Source organism: Arthrobacter sp. NyZ413 (assembly GCF_049390645.1).
Lineage (GTDB): Bacteria > Actinomycetota > Actinomycetes > Actinomycetales > Micrococcaceae > Arthrobacter.
Genome location: NZ_CP155434.1, coordinates 2,074,046 through 2,094,861, shown reverse-complemented (window position 1 = coordinate 2,094,861; position 20,816 = coordinate 2,074,046). Strand labels below are relative to the sequence as shown.

General features: G+C 62.7%; 18 protein-coding genes. 8 read left to right on the top strand and 10 right to left on the bottom strand.

Annotation, left to right across the window (positions count from 1 at the left end; translation table 11 throughout):
* The first annotated feature begins 221 nt into the window (after positions 1–221).
* From ABCW42_RS09795 to ABCW42_RS09775, 5 genes are read left to right on the top strand one after another with little or no spacing between them, the layout of a single operon-like run.
* Positions 222–1,352 (top strand): SWIM zinc finger family protein, encoded by a 1,131-nt coding sequence (locus ABCW42_RS09795; protein ID WP_423184652.1) that lies wholly within the window; start codon positions 222–224, stop codon positions 1,350–1,352.
* Positions 1,349–2,791, top strand: a complete 1,443-nt coding sequence (locus ABCW42_RS09790) for a DUF5691 domain-containing protein (RefSeq protein WP_423184651.1) — start codon at positions 1,349–1,351, stop codon at positions 2,789–2,791. The genes ABCW42_RS09795 and ABCW42_RS09790 overlap by 4 nt, the downstream gene beginning before the upstream one ends.
* Positions 2,788–3,894 (top strand): ATP-binding protein, encoded by a 1,107-nt coding sequence (locus tag ABCW42_RS09785; RefSeq protein ID WP_423184650.1) that lies wholly within the window; start codon positions 2,788–2,790, stop codon positions 3,892–3,894. The genes ABCW42_RS09790 and ABCW42_RS09785 overlap by 4 nt, the downstream gene beginning before the upstream one ends.
* Before the next feature lie 3 nt (positions 3,895–3,897).
* Complete coding sequence (locus ABCW42_RS09780; RefSeq protein ID WP_423184649.1) at positions 3,898–6,267, top strand: DUF5682 family protein; 2,370 nt, start codon at positions 3,898–3,900, stop codon at positions 6,265–6,267.
* Positions 6,264–7,451, top strand: a complete 1,188-nt coding sequence (locus ABCW42_RS09775) for a VWA domain-containing protein (protein ID WP_423184648.1) — start codon at positions 6,264–6,266, stop codon at positions 7,449–7,451. Before ABCW42_RS09780 ends, ABCW42_RS09775 begins: the two co-directional genes overlap by 4 nt.
* A gap of 72 nt (positions 7,452–7,523) precedes the next feature.
* Here the strand turns inward: ABCW42_RS09775 and ABCW42_RS09770 are convergent, their stop codons facing one another.
* The 3 genes from ABCW42_RS09770 to ABCW42_RS09760 form a co-directional block, all read right to left on the bottom strand.
* On the bottom strand, positions 7,524–7,829 hold the full coding sequence (locus ABCW42_RS09770; RefSeq protein ID WP_423184647.1) for a hypothetical protein: 306 nt from the start codon (positions 7,827–7,829) through the stop codon (positions 7,524–7,526).
* 112 nt (positions 7,830–7,941) lie between these two features.
* Entirely contained in the window at positions 7,942–8,247 is a 306-nt protein-coding gene (locus ABCW42_RS09765; protein ID WP_423184646.1) for a hypothetical protein, read from the bottom strand.
* Between the two features lie 136 nt (positions 8,248–8,383).
* Entirely contained in the window at positions 8,384–9,031 is a 648-nt protein-coding gene (locus ABCW42_RS09760) for a GPR1/FUN34/YaaH family transporter (RefSeq protein WP_423184645.1), read from the bottom strand.
* Between the two features lie 258 nt (positions 9,032–9,289).
* Here ABCW42_RS09760 and ABCW42_RS09755 point away from each other — a divergent pair, with 258 nt between their 5' ends.
* Positions 9,290–9,715 carry a MaoC family dehydratase gene (locus ABCW42_RS09755; protein ID WP_423184644.1) on the top strand — a complete coding sequence of 142 codons (426 nt, stop codon included), beginning with the start codon at positions 9,290–9,292 and terminating at the stop codon, positions 9,713–9,715.
* Between the two features lie 39 nt (positions 9,716–9,754).
* On the opposite strand, the gene ABCW42_RS09750 is transcribed toward ABCW42_RS09755, so the two are convergent.
* From ABCW42_RS09750 to ABCW42_RS09735, 4 genes are all read right to left on the bottom strand, one after another.
* Positions 9,755–10,243, bottom strand: a complete 489-nt coding sequence (locus tag ABCW42_RS09750; protein WP_423184643.1) for a riboflavin kinase — start codon at positions 10,241–10,243, stop codon at positions 9,755–9,757.
* Between the two features lie 85 nt (positions 10,244–10,328).
* A complete protein-coding gene (locus tag ABCW42_RS09745; RefSeq protein ID WP_423184642.1) occupies positions 10,329–13,508 on the bottom strand; it encodes an ATP-binding protein in 3,180 nt (1,059 codons plus the stop codon).
* Between the two features lie 114 nt (positions 13,509–13,622).
* Positions 13,623–15,029, bottom strand: a complete 1,407-nt coding sequence (locus ABCW42_RS09740; protein ID WP_423184641.1) for an LLM class flavin-dependent oxidoreductase — start codon at positions 15,027–15,029, stop codon at positions 13,623–13,625.
* Between the two features lie 59 nt (positions 15,030–15,088).
* Positions 15,089–15,385 carry a putative quinol monooxygenase gene (locus tag ABCW42_RS09735; RefSeq protein ID WP_423184640.1) on the bottom strand — a complete coding sequence of 99 codons (297 nt, stop codon included), beginning with the start codon at positions 15,383–15,385 and terminating at the stop codon, positions 15,089–15,091.
* A 303-nt stretch (positions 15,386–15,688) separates the two neighbouring features.
* Here ABCW42_RS09735 and ABCW42_RS09730 point away from each other — a divergent pair, with 303 nt between their 5' ends.
* Entirely contained in the window at positions 15,689–15,835 is a 147-nt protein-coding gene (locus ABCW42_RS09730; protein WP_423184639.1) for a hypothetical protein, read from the top strand.
* A 247-nt stretch (positions 15,836–16,082) separates the two neighbouring features.
* Here ABCW42_RS09730 and ABCW42_RS09725 read toward each other — a convergent pair whose 3' ends face one another.
* From ABCW42_RS09725 to ABCW42_RS09715, 3 genes are all read right to left on the bottom strand, one after another.
* Positions 16,083–16,298, bottom strand: a complete 216-nt coding sequence (locus ABCW42_RS09725) for a hypothetical protein (RefSeq protein WP_423184638.1) — start codon at positions 16,296–16,298, stop codon at positions 16,083–16,085.
* 8 nt (positions 16,299–16,306) lie between these two features.
* Entirely contained in the window at positions 16,307–17,542 is a 1,236-nt protein-coding gene (locus tag ABCW42_RS09720) for an MFS transporter (RefSeq protein ID WP_423184637.1), read from the bottom strand.
* A gap of 605 nt (positions 17,543–18,147) precedes the next feature.
* A complete protein-coding gene (locus tag ABCW42_RS09715; protein ID WP_423184636.1) occupies positions 18,148–18,642 on the bottom strand; it encodes a flavin reductase family protein in 495 nt (164 codons plus the stop codon).
* A 524-nt stretch (positions 18,643–19,166) separates the two neighbouring features.
* On the opposite strand from ABCW42_RS09715, the gene ABCW42_RS09710 reads away from it, so the two are divergent.
* Positions 19,167–20,804 carry a glucose-6-phosphate isomerase gene (locus ABCW42_RS09710; RefSeq protein ID WP_423184635.1) on the top strand — a complete coding sequence of 546 codons (1,638 nt, stop codon included), beginning with the start codon at positions 19,167–19,169 and terminating at the stop codon, positions 20,802–20,804.
* The last annotated feature ends 12 nt before the right edge of the window (positions 20,805–20,816 follow it).

Below are 20,816 nucleotides of genomic sequence, written 5' to 3'. Positions count from 1 at the left end.
GCCGCCCGCACGGTTACCAGCGCCCGGTTGAGGGCATCAGGCAGAATATCCCCCATGGGGGTTGGAACGAAGCGAGAGTCGCCGCAGCCGCGCCCGACGAATCTTCGCTCGCAGCGGCGCGGAAGCTGGCCCGGCCGGGGCCGTGGTCGGAAACCGGCAGCAACGATGTCCTTGTCTGGGGCAAATGCCAAGGCAGTGGTAAAACCCCCTACCAAGTGAGCGTGGACGTCAACGCACCCGCGTACCGATGCACATGCCCCAGCCGAAAGTTCCCCTGCAAGCACGCGCTGGCGCTGCTCCTCATGTGGGCACGCGGCGAGGCAGCCGACGCCGGGACGGACGCCGCGGACTATGCCCGGGAATGGGCGGAGCAACGGGCCGACCGCGCCACTTCCCGTGGGCAACGGCAATCCGGGCGGTCGGTAGACCCCGCAGCCCAGGCCAAGCGCCTCGCCCAGCGTGTGGAACTCATGGACGCGGGAATCGCCGATTTTGCACGCTGGTTGACGGACTTGGTGCGGACTGGGCTCGCCGCCGCACGGAACCAACCCTATTCCTGGTGGGACGGCGTGGCAGCGCGCTTGGTAGATGCCCAGCTTCCCGGCTTGGCGGAACAGGTCCGGGCGATGGGTTCGGACGTCCACGCCCGCGCCGATTGGGCCGATCATCTGCTCTTGCGCGCAGGACGCTGGTGGTCCCTGACCAAGGCCTGGGGAATCCGCGGACAGCTGGCCCCCGACGAACTAGCCGACCTCCGGATAGCGCTTGGCTGGACGGTGCCGTCGTCCGAGGTCCAAGGTACCGAAGCGCTGGCCGGTCCTTGGCTCGTACTTGGCGCCCACCGGGGTGATGATGGGCGAATCCAGCAACAGCGGACCTGGCTCCGCGCGCCCGACGGAACGGTCGTCGTCGTCCTCGATTTCGCAGCGCGCGGCGAGGCGCTCGCGACGCCGCAATTGGCGGGGGCACTCGTGGACGCAACCGTGGCGCGGTACCCCGGCTCCGAACCCCGACGCGCGAGGTTCACCTCGTCCCTCGCACCTCGGGGCATGGCCACAAGTTTCGGCGAAGTGGGCACTATTTCCGAAGCTTTGGAAACGGAATCGGCCGCCGTGGCCCTCTCTCCGTGGCGCGAACGCCACCCGGTGCTACTGGGTGGCGTCCGTGTCTGCCCCGAAGGCTCCGGCTGGTTGTTGGACGGATCCGGGAACTCGCTCCCCCTCGTCGACGCGCCCTTGGACTCGCTCCTGGCGCTCACAGGAGGCCACCCCGTCGACGTCTTCGGAGAACTCGAGGACGGACGTGTACGGCCCCTGTCCGTCGTCGTCGACCACGCGGTGGTGATTCCATGAGCTGGTTGGCCGAAATCCGGACTTCGGCCCTCATAGGCACGGCCCGGCACGCCGTACCGCCTCCACCCTCAAGCCTCGGGTTCCGGCCGCCCGAAGGACAGTCCCCCGAAGAGCTGCTGCTGGACCAAGCAGCCTTGGCTGACGTCGCCACCCGCGCAGCCCGGCACCTGGTCGGAACGGAGCCAGCCGCGCCGGTACCCGCATCCGCGGACGAGACGCCGGAAGCGTCCAGCGAGGCAGCCCGGCTGCTCGACCTCCTGCTCAACCAGCCTCCGGTCGGCACGGAACTTCGAAACCAGCTCGTGGCGGACTGGCTGCACCTCGCCGAAGCATCCGGACGGAGGGTTCCGCACAGGCTGCTGCCGGCCCTCCTCTCCCTCGCGAAAACAAAACCCGCCATCGGCGAGCATTTGCATCCGTCCATCGGAGTCCGCGGACGGTGGCTCCAAGACCTGGGGCGCGCCAATTCCGCCCCGCTTTCGCCGCGGATCAGGCACTGGGCTGAACTGGCGGGCGCGGAAGCCCTGACCGAATTCGCGCAGCTCCGGTTCAACGACCCCGCTACCGCGCGCGATGAGCTGGACCTGCACTGGGAAAGCCTCGGCGCACGCGAACGCGCGGCCCACCTGGCTGCCCTCTCCACCAAACTCCACAGCGACGACGAAGGATTGCTGGAGCGCGCCTTGGACGACAAAGCGAAAGGCGTGCGGGAGGCTGCCACGGACCTCCTCGACCGGCTCCCCGAAAGCGCCCGCGCCCGCCGCATGGCCGCCCGCTTGCAGCCGTTGATTCATTCGAAAGGATTCCTGCGCAAGAAAATCGACATCGACCTGCCGCCCGCGCCGGACGCCTCGGGACTTCGTGACGGGATCGCACCGGATCCGCGCGCGGGAGAGCCGAACCGGCTCGCACGACTCCACGCGATCATCCGCGGCGCGCCGTTGGACGTGTGGACGACGGCGAGCGGCCAAGGGCCGGCGGCAACCCTCACCCAGCTTGCCGGAGAAGAGCGCGTCGTCGATTCGATAGCCGCCGTTGCCGCGTCCCGCGGTGACCTTGAGTGGGTGCGTGCCCTGACTGAGAGCCGACAAGACGCGCGGCTCCTGGGTCTTTTGCCACCCGACGAGCGTGAACATTATCTCGAAAGGTATCTCCGGGCCGGATCCGTCCAGCCGTCGCTGCTCGTACCACTGCTGGGCGAACTCCCCCGGCCCTGGGGTTCCGGCTTGGCCGATGCCGTGCTGGAGCGCGTCTGTGCCAAGGAAGGCAGTCCCCTGGCGGCGATGCTGTCGGCCGTCCTGCCCATGGCCCTGCCGCAGGATGTTGCGGAGAAGTGCCGCCGCCTTGAGAAATCCGAAGACGCCGCACGTCGTCGATTGCTCAGCGACGTTGTCCAATACCAATCATTCCGACAATCCCTGACGGAGGCTTTCCGATGACCGATGCCCAAGACACCGCTACGGTCCTTCGCGCGCATGCCGAAGACGCCTACGCCGAGGAACTGGAGGCCCTCGCCGCCGTCGACGACCGGCCCCGGCCACCCAGTTGGAAGCTGTCGCCGTGGGCCGTGACCACCTACGTCCTCGGCGGCACCCTCCCGGACGGTACTTCGATCAGCCCGAAGTACCTGGGTTCGGCACGACTGGTCGAAATCGCCGTTGCGTCACTCGCCACCGACCGTGCACTCCTCTTGCTCGGTGTTCCGGGAACGGCCAAGACGTGGCTCAGCGAACACCTCGCCGCCGCCGTCTCGGGATCGTCCACCCTGGTGGTGCAGGGCACCGCCGGAACACCGGAAGAGGCACTGCGGTACGGCTGGAACTACGCCCGCTTGCTCGCCGACGGCCCATCCCGGGCTGCGCTCGTTGCCGGTCCGGTCATGCGGGCCATGGAAGAAGGCAGCCTGGTCCGCGTGGAGGAACTCACCCGGATTCCTTCAGACGTGCAGGATTCCCTCATCACGATCCTCAGCGAAAAGACCCTGCCCATTCCCGAACTGAACGCGGAAATCCAGGCGCGCAAGGGTTTCAACGTCATCGCAACCGCCAACAACCGGGACAAGGGCGTCAACGATCTCTCCTCCGCGCTGAGGCGACGCTTCAACACGGTGGTGCTGCCGCTCCCGGACAGCCTCGACCAGGAAGTGGAGATCGTCGCCACCCGGGTCCGAAGCCTTGGTGCTGCTTTGGAGCTTCCCGCCGATCTGGCGGCGCTCTCCGAGATCCGCCGCGTGGTGACAGTCATGCGGGAACTCCGCGCGGGCGTCACGGAAGACCGGCGGTCCACCTTGAAGTCGCCCTCGGCCACCCTGTCCACGGCGGAAGCAATATCGGTCATGATGAACGGGCTTTCACTCGCCGCCCACTTCGGTGACGGAACCGTACGGGCCCACGATGTCGCCGCAAGCCTGGTTGGCGCTGTGGTCAAAGATCCCGTCCAGGACCGCGTGATCTGGCAGGAATACTTGGAAACCGTGGTCCGGAACCGTCCCGAGTGGAAAGACCTCTACCGGGCCTGCCGCGACCTTGAGGTGTTGAACTGAGCAATGGCGGAGGTCCATGTCCTCGGAATCCGGCACCACGGACCCGGATCGGCGCGTTCAGTCGCTGAAGCCCTGGCGGTCCTCCGGCCGGACACGGTGCTCGTCGAAGGTCCGCCTGAACTCGACCAGGTCCTGCCGTTCGTCGCCGACGCCGAAATGCAGCCACCCGTGGCCGGCTTGATTTACGCCGTCGACCAACCCAGGCTCGCGTCCTTCTACCCCATGGCCAGCTTCTCGCCTGAGTGGGTGGCGATCCGCTGGGCGCTTTCGGTCGGCGCCGAGGTGCGGGCGATCGACCTGCCGGCGGCAAACGCCTTCGCGCTCCGGACCGAAAACGAGACTGAAGAAGCGGTAGGCGCGCAGCCGTCTTCAGTGCCGCCGTCGTCTTCTGTGCCGCCGTCGTCTTCTGTGCCGCCGTCCGGTGACGACGGCGGTGGGCCGGCCGACCTTGGTCAGTCGCCGGCCGCCGAGCCGGGCGGGTCGCCGCCCGAACCGTATCGCCCGGACGCGATCGCCCTTCTTGCGGAAGCCGCTGGATACAGCGACCCTGAGCGCTGGTGGGAGGACGCCGTCGAACACCGCAACGCCGGGCCGCTCGACCGGTTTGCCGCCGTCGCCGAGGCCATCGCCGAAATCCGCGCCGTCGACGAAAGGCCCGCCAACCACCCGGACGTCGTCGAGAACCAGCGCCGGGAAGCGGCGATGCGGCGAATCCTGCGCTCCGTCATCAGGGAAGGACGCGAGCGGATCGCGGTGGTGTGCGGCGCTTACCATACCCCCGCGCTGATGCCCGCTGCTTTCCCTCCCGCCTCCGCCGACAACAGGCTTCTCGCCAATTTACCGAAAGCCAAGGTCGCGGTGACATGGGTCCCGTGGACATCCGACCGGCTGAGCCGGCGCAGCGGTTACGGTGCCGGTGTCACCGCTCCCGGCTGGTACGAACACCTATTCGCCCACTGGTCCGCCCAAGATGAAACCGTGGATGTATCCACCACGTGGCTCGTCCGAGTGGCCCGCGCCTTGCGCAAGGAAGACCTCGACGCTTCCACCGCTTCGGTGGTGGAGGCCAACCGGATGGCGGACGCCCTCGCCGCCGTACGCGGACGGCCGAGCCCCGGACTGGCGGAATTGGACGACGCCGCCCAATCCGTCCTATGCGATGGTTCACCATTGCCCCTGGAGCTCGTGTACCGCGAACTCACCGTTGGACCGGGACTGGGGAACGTCCCCGATTCAGCACCGGCAGTGCCGCTCGCGGCGGACATCACCGCGGCACAACGCAAGCTGCGGTTGAAAGCAAGCGCAATGGAAGAAATCGTGGCGATCGACCTGCGCAAACCAAGCCAACTTGCCCGTTCAGTCCTGTTACACCGGCTCTCTTTGCTCGGAGTGGACTGGGGCACACCCTACGACACCGGCCGCACCACCGGCACCTTCAAGGAAGCCTGGGCACTGCAATGGAAGCCGGAACTCTCCGTGGCCATCGTGGAAGCCAGCCGCTTCGGCACAACAATTGCGTCAGCGGCTGCGGCATGCGTGTCCGACCGTGCCGGGAACGCAGCGGACCTGGCCGAACTCAGCGAGCTGCTCGCCACCTGCCTCCTCGCGGACCTGCCGGAAGGAATCAGCGCGGTGACGGACGTCCTTGCGCAGCAAACCGCGCTCCAGCAGGACATCCCGGCCCTGCTCAAGACAATTGCTCCGCTCGCCCAAACGTGCAGGTACGGAAACGTCCGCGGAGTCGATGTCACGGACGTGCGCAAGATTCTGGACGCCACCGTGGTCCGCGCCAGCGTCGGCCTCCCGATCGCCTGCGCCGGCCTGGATGACGACGCCGCGCTCGCCATGCGACGCGCCATCGATTCGGCCCAACACGGCCTGTCCCTGTTGCCCGAATTGCCACTGGACGACTGGCACCAAGCCCTCGCCGCCGTCGCACGCTCGGACCGGCTGCACGGTTCCGTCGCCGGCCGCGCAACAAGGCTGCTGCTTGATGCGGGCCTGGTGGAAAGGGACGACGTCGCAGGGAGGCTTAGCCGCCGGCTTTCGGTCGCAACGCCGGCGCCGCAGGCCGCGGCCTGGCTTGAGGGACTCCTGTCCGGGGACGCGGTCCTCCTGATCCACGACCATCACCTTCTCCAGATCGTCGACGGCTGGCTCGCCGGAGTCCAGGACGACGCGTTCGACGACGTCCTGCCGCTCTTGCGCAGGACGTTTTCAGCCTTCAGCCGCGCGGAACGCCGGGAAATCGGCGAGCAAGTCAGCCGTGCGGCAGACATCACCCAGGCTGCCGAACCAACCGCGGACCTCACCTCCGCCGGGCCGGCGCTCCGTACCATGGCCCGCTATCTCGGATGGGAGGAGGTCGCGTGACGGACGCGGATCCCGAAACACGTGACCGGCTCGCCCGCTGGAGGTTGGTACTCGGCGGCGAGGACGCGGACGGCATCACAAGGGCCGATGGCTCGGGTGTGCTGCTCTCCGCTGCCGACGCCCGACGCGACAAGACGCTGGAAGACCTGTACGACGCACCGCGGAAAGGGCCTGGCGGCCTGGGCGCTTCCAGTCCCCGGGTGGCGCGGTGGCTCGGCGACATCCGGGGATACTTCCCGTCGTCGGTGGTGCAAGTAATGCAGGCCGACGCCATGGATCGGCTGGGATTGCGGCACCTGCTTCTGGAACCGGAAATGCTTCGCACCGTCCAGCCCGATATCGGCCTCGTGAGCACGCTCATCGGACTCGGCCGGGTGATCCCGGAACAATCACGCGAGAGCGCCAGGGCAGTGGTCCGCGCGGTGACCCGCCAGCTTGAGGACCGCCTGAGGGCCAAGACGATCCAAGCGGTGTCCGGAGCACTGGACCGCGCGGCACGGACCCGGAGGCCCCGGCATCGGGACATCGACTGGAACAAGACCATCGCGGCCAACCTCAAGCATTACCAACCGGACTACCGCACGGTGGTGCCCGAACAGCTGGTCGGATACGCACGGCGCAGCACCGAGATCCAGCGCGAAATCATCCTCTGCATTGACCAGTCAGGCTCGATGGCCGAATCAGTCGTGTACTCCAGCGTCTTCGGCGCAGTGCTCAGTTCACTGAAGTCCGTGCGCACCCGCCTGGTGGTTTTCGACACCGAGGTGGTGGACCTGACCGAGGACCTGGACGATCCCGTGGATGTGTTGTTCGGCGTTCAACTCGGCGGAGGCACCGACATCAACAGGGCGCTCGCCTACTGCCAAGAGCAGATCACCCGGCCGGGAGAGACGATCCTCGTCCTGATCAGCGACCTTTACGAAGGCGGAATAGCCGAAGAAATGCTTCGGCGGGCCGCCACGATAGTTGGATCGGGGGCAACCATGATCGCGCTGTTGGCCCTGAGCGACAATGGCCACCCCACGTTCGATTCAAACCACGCCGCGAGCCTTGCCGGCGTCGGAGTCCCCGCTTTCGCCTGCACCCCCGACTTGTTCCCGGAACTCATGGCGGCAGCAATAGAACGCCGTGACGTGGGCGATTGGGCCGCTTCGCACGACATTCCCACTAGCCACGAAAGGTAGCAGGCTCCGCATGGCCCGTTCGGGGTGGGCCATGCGGAGCCTGCCCGCCTCAGAGCGATGTCAGGATTCCGCTCAGGATTCCGCGCCGCCGTGCAGCCCGTCGTCGCTGCTGTCATCTTCCGGGCCCGTACCGTCGCCACCTTCACTGCGGTCCGACAAATCCATGTTGCCGCGGGCTTCATCCATGGTCGGCTCGCCGGCCGGGACGCTGTAGGTGTCCGGGCGGATTCCGCGTGACTGTTCCTCGATCAACGCTTGTTCCTCGCTGAAGCGGATCACGTTTGCCTCGTCGCCTGCATCGCCTGGGAGATCTTCGCGTACCTCGGACGGATCGGGAATGACGAATCCGGCCTCCGGCTCTTCCTTGGGGTGGTTCATGTCCTTGCCTCCTGCTCTTTGCTGGCTTGGCCTTACCACCACCGTAGCCCTTGGAAGGCCGGGATACCAAGCAGGCTTAGTATCTTGGGGGCCGGAATTCGGGAAGCTCCCGCTAGAACTTGTCCGAAGAGTCGACGCTCTCCCCTACCGTCGTCACGGGGGCCACGTTCGGGTCACCACCGACGGATCCGATGAACGCCTGAATCTCGGAATCACCGAAGAATTTCTGGTACGCGTCCACCGATTCCCATTCATCGACCACCAGGACAAACCCGTCGCCAATTCCGAACTGATGATGGAGAGCGCCGGCGGCCCTGCCCCGCTCGCCCCATGCGCGGAACTCATCCGCACGTTCCTCGAGCGCTTTGGTGAATGCGTTTGTATCACCGGACACCTTGGTTGTGATGATGACGGACATGGCCACGACCTCCTATGGACTGCGTTCTAAAAGTGACGATGATCACGCCAGTGAGCACAAGGCAAAATTACGCCCGGAAGCCGGTTTAGGCGAGGCCTTGCAAGGAGTTTCCTGCCGCAGGCCCCGCCCCGCCCAATCAGCGCACGAGTGGTTTCCCAAGGGGCAATCCCCGGCCCCCGGTCTGGCTCCACATGACATCGACATACAGGTAAACGGCCACGGCGACGAAAGCGAAGGTAAACCAGCCCCCGAGATTTATCATGCTGGCGTTGTTGTCCACGGTGCCGATAAGCAGCAGCACGAGTGCGGCATCAACGAACACAAGCATGAGCGTAGTGGTCCACGGGAGGCGTAGCGTCACAAGCGTGAGCAAGGCGAACGCGAAGAGCCAACAAATCAACCAAAGCGATTGGGCATTCACGGCTTGTTCGGCGGTAATGCCGTACCAACCATTGATAAGTCCGAGTGATAAGGCAGAGTAGCTCGCGAAAAAGCCGAAGAACAGCGCGAAAACACCGGCCGACGCGTTCTGGCCGAGCGCGCAGGCCCAGACCGTTGCCAACAGCAGGCCGACCGCCGAGGCGGCGACCGCCGTCGGCAAAGCGACCGCGGCTGCACTCGCCGGAACAAAGCCGGTGTTGACCAGGCCAAGACCGAACGCCCCGGTTACGGCCATGGGGATTCCGACTATGCCGGGTGTGCCTGCGAGGGGGCCGGACGGCGTTTCAAGCTCTTGGGAAGTGACGGCAAAGGACAGGTCGTCAATAACAGACGTATTGGGCATGGCAGGGTTTATTCCTTTCCATAAAGGGAACTGCATTGTTTGGAAAACAGGGGTTCCGAAAAAGATCGAGGGAGGGTTCCAGATGGACGACAACCTCTTTCTCAGTGTGGATTACGTCACAAATATTGGGCATCCGTGGCCATTACGGATTTCTCCACGGAGGACGGCACGGATTGACCTCGGTGTTGACAACCGCAATTCTGATAACACACTCGGCCCGGGTCAGCCGCGGCCCCCGTGCTATCAGAAAGCGCAGTCATGAACCGCACGCGAGTTGAAGTTGGCCAATCCGCCCAGCTATCCCGGAACATCACAGCCCGGGACATCGAGCTATTCACAGAAATCAGCGGTGACCGCAATCCGATCCACTACGACCTGAAGTCGGCGCAAAACTCGCGCTTTGGCGGGATCGTGGTGCAAGGCGGAGTCACGAGCGCTATTTTGAACGCCGTCGTCGCGGAGAAGCTGCCCGGTCCGGGCACGGTATTCCTCAACGTCAATTGGGATTTCAAGGCGCCTGTGCGCCCCGGGGATGTCATCACTGGACACGTCGAAGTCACGGAAACCCGCGAAGACAAACCGATCACCAAGCTCCGGACCTGGGTTGTCCGGGACGACGGCATAGTGGTCCTGGACGGCACTGCCGTCTGCTACACAATGGACCTCGGCGCAATCGATGATTGATCTTGACGGCGCCTAGCGCCCGAAAGAACGAGGCCCGAACTAAGGCCGGCGCTCGCCAATGGATTTAGACAACTCCGGCTCCTGGACTTCTCCAAGGAATCCGCCGAGTCCTGCTTCCAGCGCCCATTTCCGCACTTGCGCTACGTCGTCCTGGATCTGGTCCACTAGTTCGTCCGTGCCGGAGAACTTTCGCTGCGGACGAATGAGGCTTCGCAACGTCACCACGACTGTCTTCCCGTAGAGGTCCCCCGTGAAGTCCAGAAGGTTGGCCTCAAGCAGTCGGTGGCCATGGGAGTAGTAGGTAGGGCGGTCGCCGACGGACACGGCAGCAACGTGTAGCGAACGGCGAAACAGGGGGCCTATATGGACCGTACCTGCCCAGACGCCCTTGGGCACCGTTTCTTCCGGGACGGCGATATTGGCCGTCGGAAATCCGAGAAGCCGTCCACGATGGTCTCCGTGGTCCACCACGCCCGTGACCTTGAGGAAGTCACCGTCCTGCCGCTGCGAAAATGGCAAGGTCTGCACGGGCGCATTCGATTGCAATGGGTCTTTTTTCACGTGATTCTCCTGGATTGGCAAGCTGGCGTCAGCTTGATCGCCGGATTCTGAATTATCGGGAAATCTTGAATGGCGTGCCTTCGACGGACCCCGCGACCTTATTCGAGGACCGGGGCGCCTGCATCTCCACGTCGCAGAGAGCAACGTGACGGGGCATTGCCAATTGCATATATGCGGCACGCGCCTCATGCAGGTACTTCAACGCGCGTTCGGGCGAGGCCCCACCTCCGGATTGAAGGAGCATTTTCCCGTAGAACCTCAAGGTGTGGGCGCGTTCCACAACATGGGGAATGCTCTCTGCGTCATGAAGGGCCTCGCGGAAGTACCGTTCAGCCCGAAGCCAATCACCTGCAGCGGCGGCGGCAATCGCAGCTGAACGCTTCAGCAACCGGCCACCGCGGAATTCGACGCAGACAACACCGGTGCGTTCAATGCACTCTTCAATGGCCGGCAGCAATTCCGCAGCCTGCTCCATCTCTCCCAAAATCACCAAACCTTCAACCGCCGTCAGCGCCGCCACCCATGAACCGCAAGTGTTGGCTTGGCCAAGCGTTGGAAGGGTGTTTCGATATTTCGCAAGCAACGCAATTGCTGCTTTGGAGTCACCCATGTATGCGAGCACCTCGAACAGGGCCGACCAACCCCATCCGACCATGGCCGTCTTTGCCTCCTCGTCGAGCGCCGCAGAATAGGCATCCTTGGCTTCCTCCCATTCGCCGGCCAGGAATTTGGCCAAGCCAAGCCAAGCAAGAGAATGTTCAAGGGTTGCAAGTCCGACTGCGTGACAAAACGAGAAATCCCTTCGCGCAAATTTCTCAAGGGCCACCGGGCTTCCGACCTGGAAGAAGTCAATCATCGCGTTCATGCGCGTGTGCTGCTGTTGGGCGGCATAATTGCCCACACGAACGGCAATGGGAGCAAGCTCGGCGCCGACCGCGCGGGCTTCATCGAGCCGGCCCAGGCCAACAAGGGCGTAGTTCAAGAACCCAAGCATGCTTGTCAAAGTCCAGGCATCATCTGAATGGCGCAGTATCTCCAGCGCTTCATAGCCCGCCGAGACTGCTTCCCCGTGTTCCAGGAAAGCAGGCAGCTGCATAGTGCGCATGGCCAATCCGTGCCCTCGAAGTTCCGTGTCTTCCAAGCGGGATGCAATATCCAATTCTTCGTGGATATTGGCCGCACTGGATTCGTACTCACCACTCCAAGCGTGGACAAAAGACAACGCGCCAAGCAGCCTTCCCCGTTCAGAGCCGTTGTAGCTGCCGAGCATCTTGAGGCCGTAAAGGGCTAGATCAGTCGCCTCATGCATCCGGAAAAACCAGAACATCGTGTGGCTTGCAGCACTGCACGTACGTGAAATTGCGTTGACGTCCCCTAGTTCGGCATAGATGTCCACCGCACTACGCAGCGAAGCCACCGAATCCGGCCATCGCCCTACTGTCCGCAACGCCAATCCACGCTGGAACCACAGTTCGGCACGGTCGAAAGCCTGTGCGGTGTCCATGAACATCATGGCTTGGTTGAGATAGCGAAGACCTTCTTCCGCTGCGGAGCTATTAAGTGCGGCCCGTCCGGCCATTGTCAGGTAGCGCACAATATTCTGGCGATCCGTGATCGGGCCTGCCTGGACCAGGTGCCGGGCGATCTCGTCTGCCCGCTCTTCCAAAGCATGCGGAAACAGGTGCTCCAGGGCGGACGCCGCAGCCGCATGTATCCGGCGCACCCGTGCCGCCGATATGTTCTCGATGATTGCCCTTCGCACAATTGCGTGGACGAACTCGAAACGCTCCACTGCGCCGGGAGAAATGCCGGTGACGTCATACAAAAGCTGCGCCTGCGTCGCTTCCTCCACACCTTCCAAAAGCGTGCGATCATCAATCCCGGCGATTCGCTGCAGAACACTCAATTCGAATTCCTGGCCCAACACCGCCGCCATCCCCAACAATGTTTGCGTGTCATGCTTAAGTCGCCGAACACGCGCTGCAACGATGTCCTTGACTCCGTGCGGCACATCCGTCTTGCCTGCCGGCCTCAGTCCACCGTCCTCCCCGAGGCTGCGGATCAGCTCTCCGGCATACAGCGGGTTTCCCCGGGTTTCAGTGAAGATTTCATGGGCCACGCTTTCAGGAAAAATATCCTCCCGCGGCGGAACTGATCCGACGTCGGAGCCCAACAACTGGGCTATTTCCTGGGTGTGCAGTCCGCCCAGCTGGATTTGAATCGGCGTCGCGTCGCGCCGCAAGTCCCCTATGAACTCGATCAGGGCGTCAGAGACTTCACCGGAGCGAAGGCTACAGACAATGAGGGTACGCTCAAGTACTTCAACCTGCATAAGGTGCTTGAGCAGCAAGAGTGTTGGCTCCGGAGCCCAGTGGAGGTCGTCAATTGCGATCAACATCGCAGAGGATTTGGAAGCATGGCGGAGGACCCGGGTGACGGCGTCGAACAGCCGCAGCCGGGTGATCGTGGGATCCGAGCGGGTCGCATCAAGGGGAATCCTCGGCAAGGGAATACCGGAATTTGGAATAATCCTGCCCAATTCTGCGGCCAGGTCGCCAAGTTCCCCCGCCAGGCGCCCGGGTTCCCACGCGCGGATATAGGGAGCGAGGGCGTGCCCGACCGCTTCAAAGGGTCCTGCGACGTCCTCATCACAACGTCCGTAAATCACCAATGGATGGTCGTTGTCCGATATTTGACGGGCGAACTCAGCAACGAGCCTGCTCTTTCCGATGCCCGGATCGCCCGAGACCAATACAAGTCGCTGCGCACCCCCTTTTACTTTCCCCCATTCATCGTGCAGTTGCTGAAGCTCGGGAAACCTGCCCACAAATTCACCGGCGTTGGCCATCCTTAGCAATGAGGGCGGGGCCTCGATCCGCACCGGACCGGCGTCGTCGTGGGCCCGCACGGCGGCTACGAGACCCGATCGGTCAGCGACGTCGAACTTGGTCAAGAGATTCGAGACATGACTTTCCACAGTTCGCACGCTGATACCCAGGCTTGCGGCAATTTCGGCATTCGCCAGATGGTTGAGAACTGCCTGAAGTACCTCCGATTCCCTGGAGGTGATCCCCTTGTCACGAAACGACCCGGACTTCGCTTGCGAAAAATCTGCCGGCATTGATGGATTCCTCTCTGAACCCCCGGAGTGTGGCAGGTCAACTCCACAACAACCGTGAGGCATCAACGGTGTCATGGGCAGTTCGATCTGATCAAAATAGTCTAGGTGCATTCACGGCGAGTTAAGTGCGTTCGCCGGGCCTGGGCTGCCAGCGGCCACCGATCCCCACTCCGGTAACCGCCGGCAGCAGCTATTAGCAGAGCCCCCTGAAGAGCGATCCGGCAATCACGAAATCAACGCATCGGCACCCATCCTGTACCCAGCGCCCGGGTGCTCCGAAGAGAGGCGGGGATGGCCCGTGAGCCGCTCTCGCAGCGTCATCACGCCATCCGCAGCCGGGTCCTGCGGGACATGGCCACGCTTGCGAAGCTCAGGAACCACCAGTTCGACGAAGTCCGCCATCGTCCCGGGTGCGATGACGCGGCCAAGGTTGAAACCGTCGACGTCCGCGATTTCCATCCACCGCTCCATTTCATCAACGATCGTTTCCGGCGATCCAACGACTGAGGCACTGAATCCGCCTATACACAGCCACTTCGCGAGCCGTTCCTTGGTCCAGACAACCTTGCTGTCTACGCGGGTCAGCATGTCGATCATTGCCCGGATAGCGTCACTTTCAATGCTCTCAAGCGGTTGATCTGCCGGAGCCGACGACATATCAATCCCGGTCCATCCGCCAAAGAGAGTCAGTGCCGCATCCGTGTCCGCGTACTGATAAAAATCCTCCAGCTTGGCCTGTGCTTCCTCGTCGGTCGGCGCCGTGATCGGGGTCAGCATCACAATGACCTTCACACTCCGCGGATCCCTTCCTGCCGCGGCGGCCTGCTGGCGGACCTTGTCGACAGTCGGCCGCAGTTCCTCGGGACTTGTGCCGATGACGAACACTGCTTCGGCATGCTTCCCGGAGAACTCCATGCCCTTGGAAGACGTTCCGGCTTGGAACAGGAAGGGAGTGCGCTGCGGGCTCGGCTGCCCGAGGTGGGCACCGGGTACTTTGTAGTACTTCCCCTCATGGTTGATGTCGTGGACCTTGGACGGATCGGTAAAGATGCGCTTGTCCTTATCAATGACTACTGCATCCTCCTCCCACGACCCTTCCCACAGCTTGTAGCAAACCTCCATGAACTCGTCGGCCACCGCGTAGCGTTCGTCGTGCGGGATCTGGTTGTCGAGCCCGAGATTGCGGGCAGCACTTGCCTGGTAGGACGTCACGATGTTCCATGCAACCCGTCCCTTTGTGATGTGGTCCAGCGTGGTCATGGTCTTCGCGAAGGAGTACGGAAGCTCGTACGTCAGGGACTTCGTCACACCGAAGCCCAACCTTTCAGTGACCGCAGCCATTGCGGCCACCGGAATGGCTGGGTCACCTACGGGCGCCTGCGCTGCAGTACGGAGAGCGGTGTCGCGAGAGCCGCCATAAACATCGTAGAAACCAAGAACGTCTGCAATAAAGAGGCAATCGAATCCTCCGCGTTCAAGGAGCTTTGCCAGGTCGGTCCAGTAATCGACGTCCTTATAGCGGTGGGTTTGATCATCAGGATGCGCCCACATTCCCGGATTCTGGTGCCCCACGCAATTCATGTCGAAAGCGTTCAGGATCATGCGCTTCTTGGAGGTCTGTTGATTTGTCATGCTTACATCCTTTTTCTATGAGTGGAAATATCGGCGAAGAGTGATTTCACGGACATGGATTACTTGGAAGCCAGGACCGCCACGGGTTGGATCACCGGTGGAGTGGCGAGGAGCTCGCCGGCCTTTGTCCCGAGGGCCCGGGCGACGCTTCCGGCGAGATGCGCCCGTCGGCCGTCCTCGCCTGGAAACGTGTCATAAATTCCGAAACGATCAGCACTGATCTGGAAGGCATACCAGGTGGACGTGTCGGGCTCGGCAACCACCAGATTCCGGGCGGACTGGAGGAAATCGGCCAACTCGCCCGACTTCTCCGGCTTCGCCTCAAGCGTCACTAACAACCCCACTGAATTCGACATGATCTGCCTCCATCACTTCAGCGTCCCTATGACGCCGATCACAGTGCCAACCTATGTTCAGCGGACAGAGGCCTACATCCGTGCTCAATACGGAATTCACCACGGTGTTTCACCCGGACACAACCCACAATGCCGCCGTCGACCATTTGCTGCGAATTTCCGGGCTTTTTAAGTGCCTACTCCCGTGGAGAAATCCGTGACGGCTACGGATGCAAGGCCGTGTGATGCAACCCACACTGAAGAGACATCGAGCCGGCGGCAAACCTTTCCGGCAGTTCAACACAGAAGAGAAGGACAATCGACATGACAAGAGAAGAAGCCTACGCAACATGTCCCGCGGATTCTTACGTGGAATTCTACGGAGGCCAGTGGCTCGTGGTGCCGTTGGCGCCGGTCCAGCAGCCGGTCTTTTTCACGTGCTTGCCCGGTACGCCGGACCTCCGGCGCTGAGGGCCTGGGCGATGTGATTGCGATGTCGACGACGACTCCCGCCCCGTGCCCGAACCCGCTCAGCGGAGGGATCCGCCGTGTGTGATAACTGCCGCCGTGCATTGCATGAACTGGAAGTCCAATGGGGCAACCAGGCCCTCGACCTCGCCAAGATCCGGCACATACTCAGCAATCAAGACGACGCCGACGTCGCCTGATCGCGCCGGCCGCATGGATTACCCCGTGTTCCACGAACACGGGGTAATCATTATGAAAGGACTATTTCGCGGGTCTCTCCGAATGGGACCGCGTCGCTGAGTTCGAATGTGTAGCGGCCCGGCTCATGTCGGGTGACGAGGATGCCGGCGTACCGATCCGGAGTCGCTACCCGACGAAGCATAGCTTCGGCGTCGTCGAGCAGTTCATACAGGCGGCCTGCTTCAGTGACTCGGACTTCCAATTGTTCCCTGGCTTGGCTACTCATCTATCGCCTCACTTTTTACCATTCGCAAGCGCATGAGATGCCGGGTCCCGCCTGAGCAACCACATGGCAAAGCAACCGAAGAGTGGGCCCGCGGCGAGCATCGTGAATCCGATCCCCCAGCCAAAGTTGCTGACGACAAAGTCCATCGACTGGATCGTGACGAGCGTGACGGCAAAGCCCATGCATATTTGGATGGTCAGCATGGTTCCCACTGACTCCGGCGGTGATAGCTCCACAACGCATGCTGAAAACTGGGCAGAATCGGCAATAATCGATATGCCCCAAACAACGGCCACGGCGAGTATGAGCAGCGGTGGACCGCCAAACAGCCACCCCACCGAAAGTGCGCACGCGCCGCTGATCGCCATGGACCAGATAGTGACAGCCGTGCGACCGTACCGGTCTGCCAAACGTCCGCCGAGCATTGCACCCAATGCACCAGCCGCGATGACAAGGAATGTAGCAGCGGGAGCAAGCCCCGGTTGGTCGATTCCTTGGGCGTGCAAGGATGCGCGGAAGAAAGCTCCAATCCATGCCCACATCGCGTACAGTTCCCACATGTGTCCCAGGTATCCGAGGTTGGCCAAGCGAACGGGCCGCTTGAGCCACGCGGCCTTCGCAACGTGCGGATCAAAACGTTGAGCTCTGGTGAATCCTGGCCCCAGCTGTACCAGCTTGACCAAGCCCGCCGCGGACAGGGCAGCAACCGATGAAACCGCGTAAACCAGTTTCCAGTCCCATGCTGCGCCAATCGTGAAAAGGTGGGGAAGGGCGGACCCAATGGTCAGCGCTCCAACCAAGAGGCCAACCAGCTTTCCGAGGTCATGTTTGGCCCAGCTTGCAACCATCCTCATACCCACGGGGTAGATGCCCGCCAAGGAAATGCCTGTGGCGAACCGGAGGATCAGCGCCATGTTTCCCACCGGTTGGACCACAAGCAGGGCTGCCGTCGTGGCCGCAGCTGCCGTTGCAGAAATGGCAAAAAGATTCCGGGGATCAAACCTGTCCGACAAATTGAGCAATGCACTGAGCAGGGCGCCCAGCACAAAACCGACCTGGAGGATACTGGTCATTGCGGCCATCCGCGCACCGGAGATCGGTTCGAGTGTGGCGATACTGGGCAAAGCCGCAGTCGAAGCGAACCACACGGCCAATGTCAGGACTTGGCACAGCAGGATCAGCGCAATTGATGTGGTCCTGGAGCGCTTTCGTGGGATAGGCAGTGTTTCTTGTTGAAGCGTCATTCGGATCCTTAGTCACTCGGGCGGAGACTTTCATCTCATCTTGGGGTTATACGTTTTTTGAGGAAGCTGCCTTAGCGTCTTGTCCGCATCAGGCTTCAACGTCCGGCGTTCCACCGCCACCGGGGACCGGTCCGCGACTAGTGCTCGTGGCCGCTTCCAATATCGGGGCAAGCCAGTCAGCACCACCATCGAACCGTCCAACCTTCTGTCGCTTCACCCACCGATACACCGAATACCCCGGACCCAGCGCCAACCGCCGGTGATTGGTTTCGACTTCGTAGACGAAATGGGAAGTGCATCGCGAACCATGAACCAACTCGATCGTCGGACCAGCCTGAATCGTAAGAATGTCACGAACGGTCAGGCCGGCCCCACCATGTAGTAGCTGTATGCAATGCAGCAATTCATCATCCTCAGAGGTTCGCTCAGGCTGGGGCGATGAGAGTAACTGCCACGGCACACTAGCCGTTGAAGAGTGTCTCGATCGTTTAAAGAGCCCTACCCTCCCCCTCCAGGTGAGCAAAACGTCAAGCTGCTTCGCGCTTGTCTTCGTACCGGCAACTTCCATGGTTGTTTGGACAGTCAACATGATGTGCTGGACGGGGTCAGAGGGGATCCAGCCGGCCAAAGGTCGAACGGTGGAGCACCAACGGCTTATGCACACTATGGGACCGGAAATCTTCGACCTGCAACAAGATCAGAATGTGGTCGCCAGCATCGATTTCCCTGTGAATAGAGCACGTCAGCCAAAGCGGTGACCCGGATATGTAAAGGTCATCCCGCTCGCCGGAGACTGTCTCTACTCCGTTGAAACGTTTGGTCTTATCCCGCGATGCGAGCTGCCGGCAAACGGGATGGTGGTCCTCTCCCATGACGGATACGCCGATGAAAGGAGCGTCCTTGATTTTGGGCCAGGTCGATGAGGATTTTTGAACCGAAAACAGTACGAGCGGCGGTTCATGTGAGATGCCAACAGAGAACGACGATGCAACGAGGACCTGGCGTTCATCCTGGACCGTCGCAGAGAGTGCAACCACTCCCGCGGGAAATTGGGACAGAGCGTCCTTAAGGAGACTTTCGTCAGCAATTTGAGTCGTCATGACCGTTCCTTTCAATAGTTTCTTAGGGACCGGCGTCTAGTGGCTGATGCCTCAAGTAAGGCTCACCGAGACCGGGAGCGGCACCGCACCCACGAAGCTTGGAATCGATTCGGGCTTGTGCACCACCGCCCTCTCAGTGTGGGTTGCATCACAAGAGCCTTACATCCGTGGCAATCACGGATTTCTCCACGGGAGCAACCACGGAGTGAATGAACATTGGTCGGAAGCCATTTCGGTTGGTGCTTCCCGCGAGGTTTGGTGCGGTCGACTGCCATCAGTGCCCGGTCCCGTGGAGAAATCCGTAATAGTTACGGATACGCGTGACTTGCCGCCTCATCAATACTGGCTGGAACAATGCCGCAAGAATCCCTGCATTGTTCCATTCCGCACAGTCAAGCAAGAGAGCGCTCCCTGCTGATGCATGGCGAGGTGATCTTTCCGAAGGGAGAAACGTGAATCCGACCGCGAGCACGATGCGCATAGCGCCACCGCTGAGATTGTCGGGAAATTATCATCCTCGTCAGATGGCCTTCTCCGCCGTAGCATCCCTCGCCAGTGGTGCTGCGCAGCGGGCCATCGAGGAGCATGTTCCGGCACTTGTGGAGGACCGGGTTGCGACACGGATTTTCGCGAAGGATGCCTCGTTGTGGGGTCCTGAGGCGGAGTCCGAGGCGGGCATCCGTTTGGGGTGGGTGGAGGCGGCAACCGTTTCCCGGGCCCTGGTCGGGGGGATTCTTGAGCTCCGGGATGCGTTCCGGGCTGAAGGGGTTTCCCGGATTGTGTTGTGCGGGATGGGTGGTTCCTCGCTCGCTCCGGAGGTTATTGCCGGTACTGCTGGCGTCGAGCTGACGGTGCTGGACAGCACCGACCCGGAACAGGTCGGTGCCGCGTTGGCGGACCGTCTCGCCGAGACCGCGATCGTGGTGTCGTCCAAGTCCGGTTCCACGGTGGAGACCGATTCGCAGCGGCGGGTGTTCGAGCAGGCGTTCACCGAGGCCGGTATCGACGCGAAGTCCCGGATCGTGGTGGTGACCGATCCGGGTTCGCCGTTGGATACGGCCTCCCGGGAGGCCGGGTACCGTGCGGTGTTCAACGCGGACCCGAACGTGGGCGGGCGTTTCTCGGCGCTGACCGCGTTCGGCCTGGTCCCGTGCGGGCTGGCCGGGGTCGATATCCAGGCGTTCCTGGACGAGGCCGAGGAAGCCGCGGAATTCCTCAACGAGGACTCGACGGAGAACATCGGTCTGCGGCTGGGTGCCGCGCTGGGCGGTACCACGCCGTTGCGGAACAAGATCGTGATCGTTGAGGACGGGTCGGGCATTGCCGGTTTCGCCGACTGGGCCGAGCAGCTGATTGCCGAGTCCACGGGCAAGTCCGGCACGGGGGTGTTGCCGGTCGTTGCCGGGCCGTCCGCTCCGGAGGTCAGCGGCGGCGCGGCGGACGTGCTGGTGGTCCGGCTCGTCGGTACGGACACCGATGCCGTGCTCGGCGCGAACGAGGCCGCGATCGCCGGCGGGCTTCCGACGCAGATGCTGGTGTGGGAGTTCGCGACCGCTGTCGCGGGCCGGCTGCTGGGCATCAACCCGTTTGACCAGCCCGACGTGGAAGCGGCCAAGGTCGCCGCCCGCGGGCTGCTGGACGCCCGCCCGGAACCGACCCCGGCGAACTTCGTCGACGGCGCGATCGAGGTCCGGGCCGGTGCGTGGCTAGGCGACGCGGCAACGGCCGAGGACGCCGTGAAAGCGCTGTTGGCCGGGCTCGGTACCGATGGGTACCTGAGCGTGCAGGCCTATTTCGACCGGATCGCGTACGCCCCGTTGGAAATCATCCGTGACGAGCTCGCCGGTGTCAGCGGCCGGCCGGTCACGTTCGGCTGGGGTCCGCGGTTCCTGCACTCGACCGGGCAGTTCCACAAGGGCGGCCCGGCGATCGGGTCGTTCCTGCAGGTCACCGCCGCCGCGCAGGGTGATATCGCCATCCCGGAGCGCCCGTTCACGTTCGGTCAGCTGATCACGGCCCAGGCCGCCGGTGACGCCCAGGTCCTGCAGGACCACGGCCGTCCGGTCCTGCGGCTGCACCTCACGGACCGTGGAGCCGGGGTCGCCCAGCTCCAGGACATCGTCGCCGCGCTGGCCGGTCAGGCCAGCGCGCTCGAAAGCTAAGGCACAAACCCA

Excerpts from the sequence above, each read along its gene's own strand:
- ABCW42_RS09790 (WP_423184651.1), top strand. The coding sequence starts at position 1,349 with ATGAGCTGGTTGGCCGAAATCCGGACTTCGGCCCTCATAGGCACGGCC.
- ABCW42_RS09785 (WP_423184650.1), top strand. The coding sequence starts at position 2,788 with ATGACCGATGCCCAAGACACCGCTACGGTCCTTCGCGCGCATGCCGAA.
- ABCW42_RS09780 (WP_423184649.1), top strand. The coding sequence starts at position 3,898 with ATGGCGGAGGTCCATGTCCTCGGAATCCGGCACCACGGACCCGGATCG.
- ABCW42_RS09770 (WP_423184647.1), bottom strand. The coding sequence starts at position 7,829 with ATGAACCACCCCAAGGAAGAGCCGGAGGCCGGATTCGTCATTCCCGAT.
- ABCW42_RS09765 (WP_423184646.1), bottom strand. The coding sequence starts at position 8,247 with ATGTCCGTCATCATCACAACCAAGGTGTCCGGTGATACAAACGCATTC.
- ABCW42_RS09760 (WP_423184645.1), bottom strand. The coding sequence starts at position 9,031 with ATGCCCAATACGTCTGTTATTGACGACCTGTCCTTTGCCGTCACTTCC.
- ABCW42_RS09755 (WP_423184644.1), top strand. The coding sequence starts at position 9,290 with ATGAACCGCACGCGAGTTGAAGTTGGCCAATCCGCCCAGCTATCCCGG.
- ABCW42_RS09745 (WP_423184642.1), bottom strand. The coding sequence starts at position 13,508 with ATGCACCTAGACTATTTTGATCAGATCGAACTGCCCATGACACCGTTG.
- ABCW42_RS09740 (WP_423184641.1), bottom strand. The coding sequence starts at position 15,029 with ATGACAAATCAACAGACCTCCAAGAAGCGCATGATCCTGAACGCTTTC.
- ABCW42_RS09735 (WP_423184640.1), bottom strand. The coding sequence starts at position 15,385 with ATGTCGAATTCAGTGGGGTTGTTAGTGACGCTTGAGGCGAAGCCGGAG.
- ABCW42_RS09730 (WP_423184639.1), top strand. The coding sequence starts at position 15,689 with ATGACAAGAGAAGAAGCCTACGCAACATGTCCCGCGGATTCTTACGTG.
- ABCW42_RS09725 (WP_423184638.1), bottom strand. The coding sequence starts at position 16,298 with ATGAGTAGCCAAGCCAGGGAACAATTGGAAGTCCGAGTCACTGAAGCA.
- ABCW42_RS09720 (WP_423184637.1), bottom strand. The coding sequence starts at position 17,542 with ATGACGCTTCAACAAGAAACACTGCCTATCCCACGAAAGCGCTCCAGG.
- ABCW42_RS09715 (WP_423184636.1), bottom strand. The coding sequence starts at position 18,642 with ATGACGACTCAAATTGCTGACGAAAGTCTCCTTAAGGACGCTCTGTCC.
- ABCW42_RS09710 (WP_423184635.1), top strand. The coding sequence starts at position 19,167 with ATGGCCTTCTCCGCCGTAGCATCCCTCGCCAGTGGTGCTGCGCAGCGG.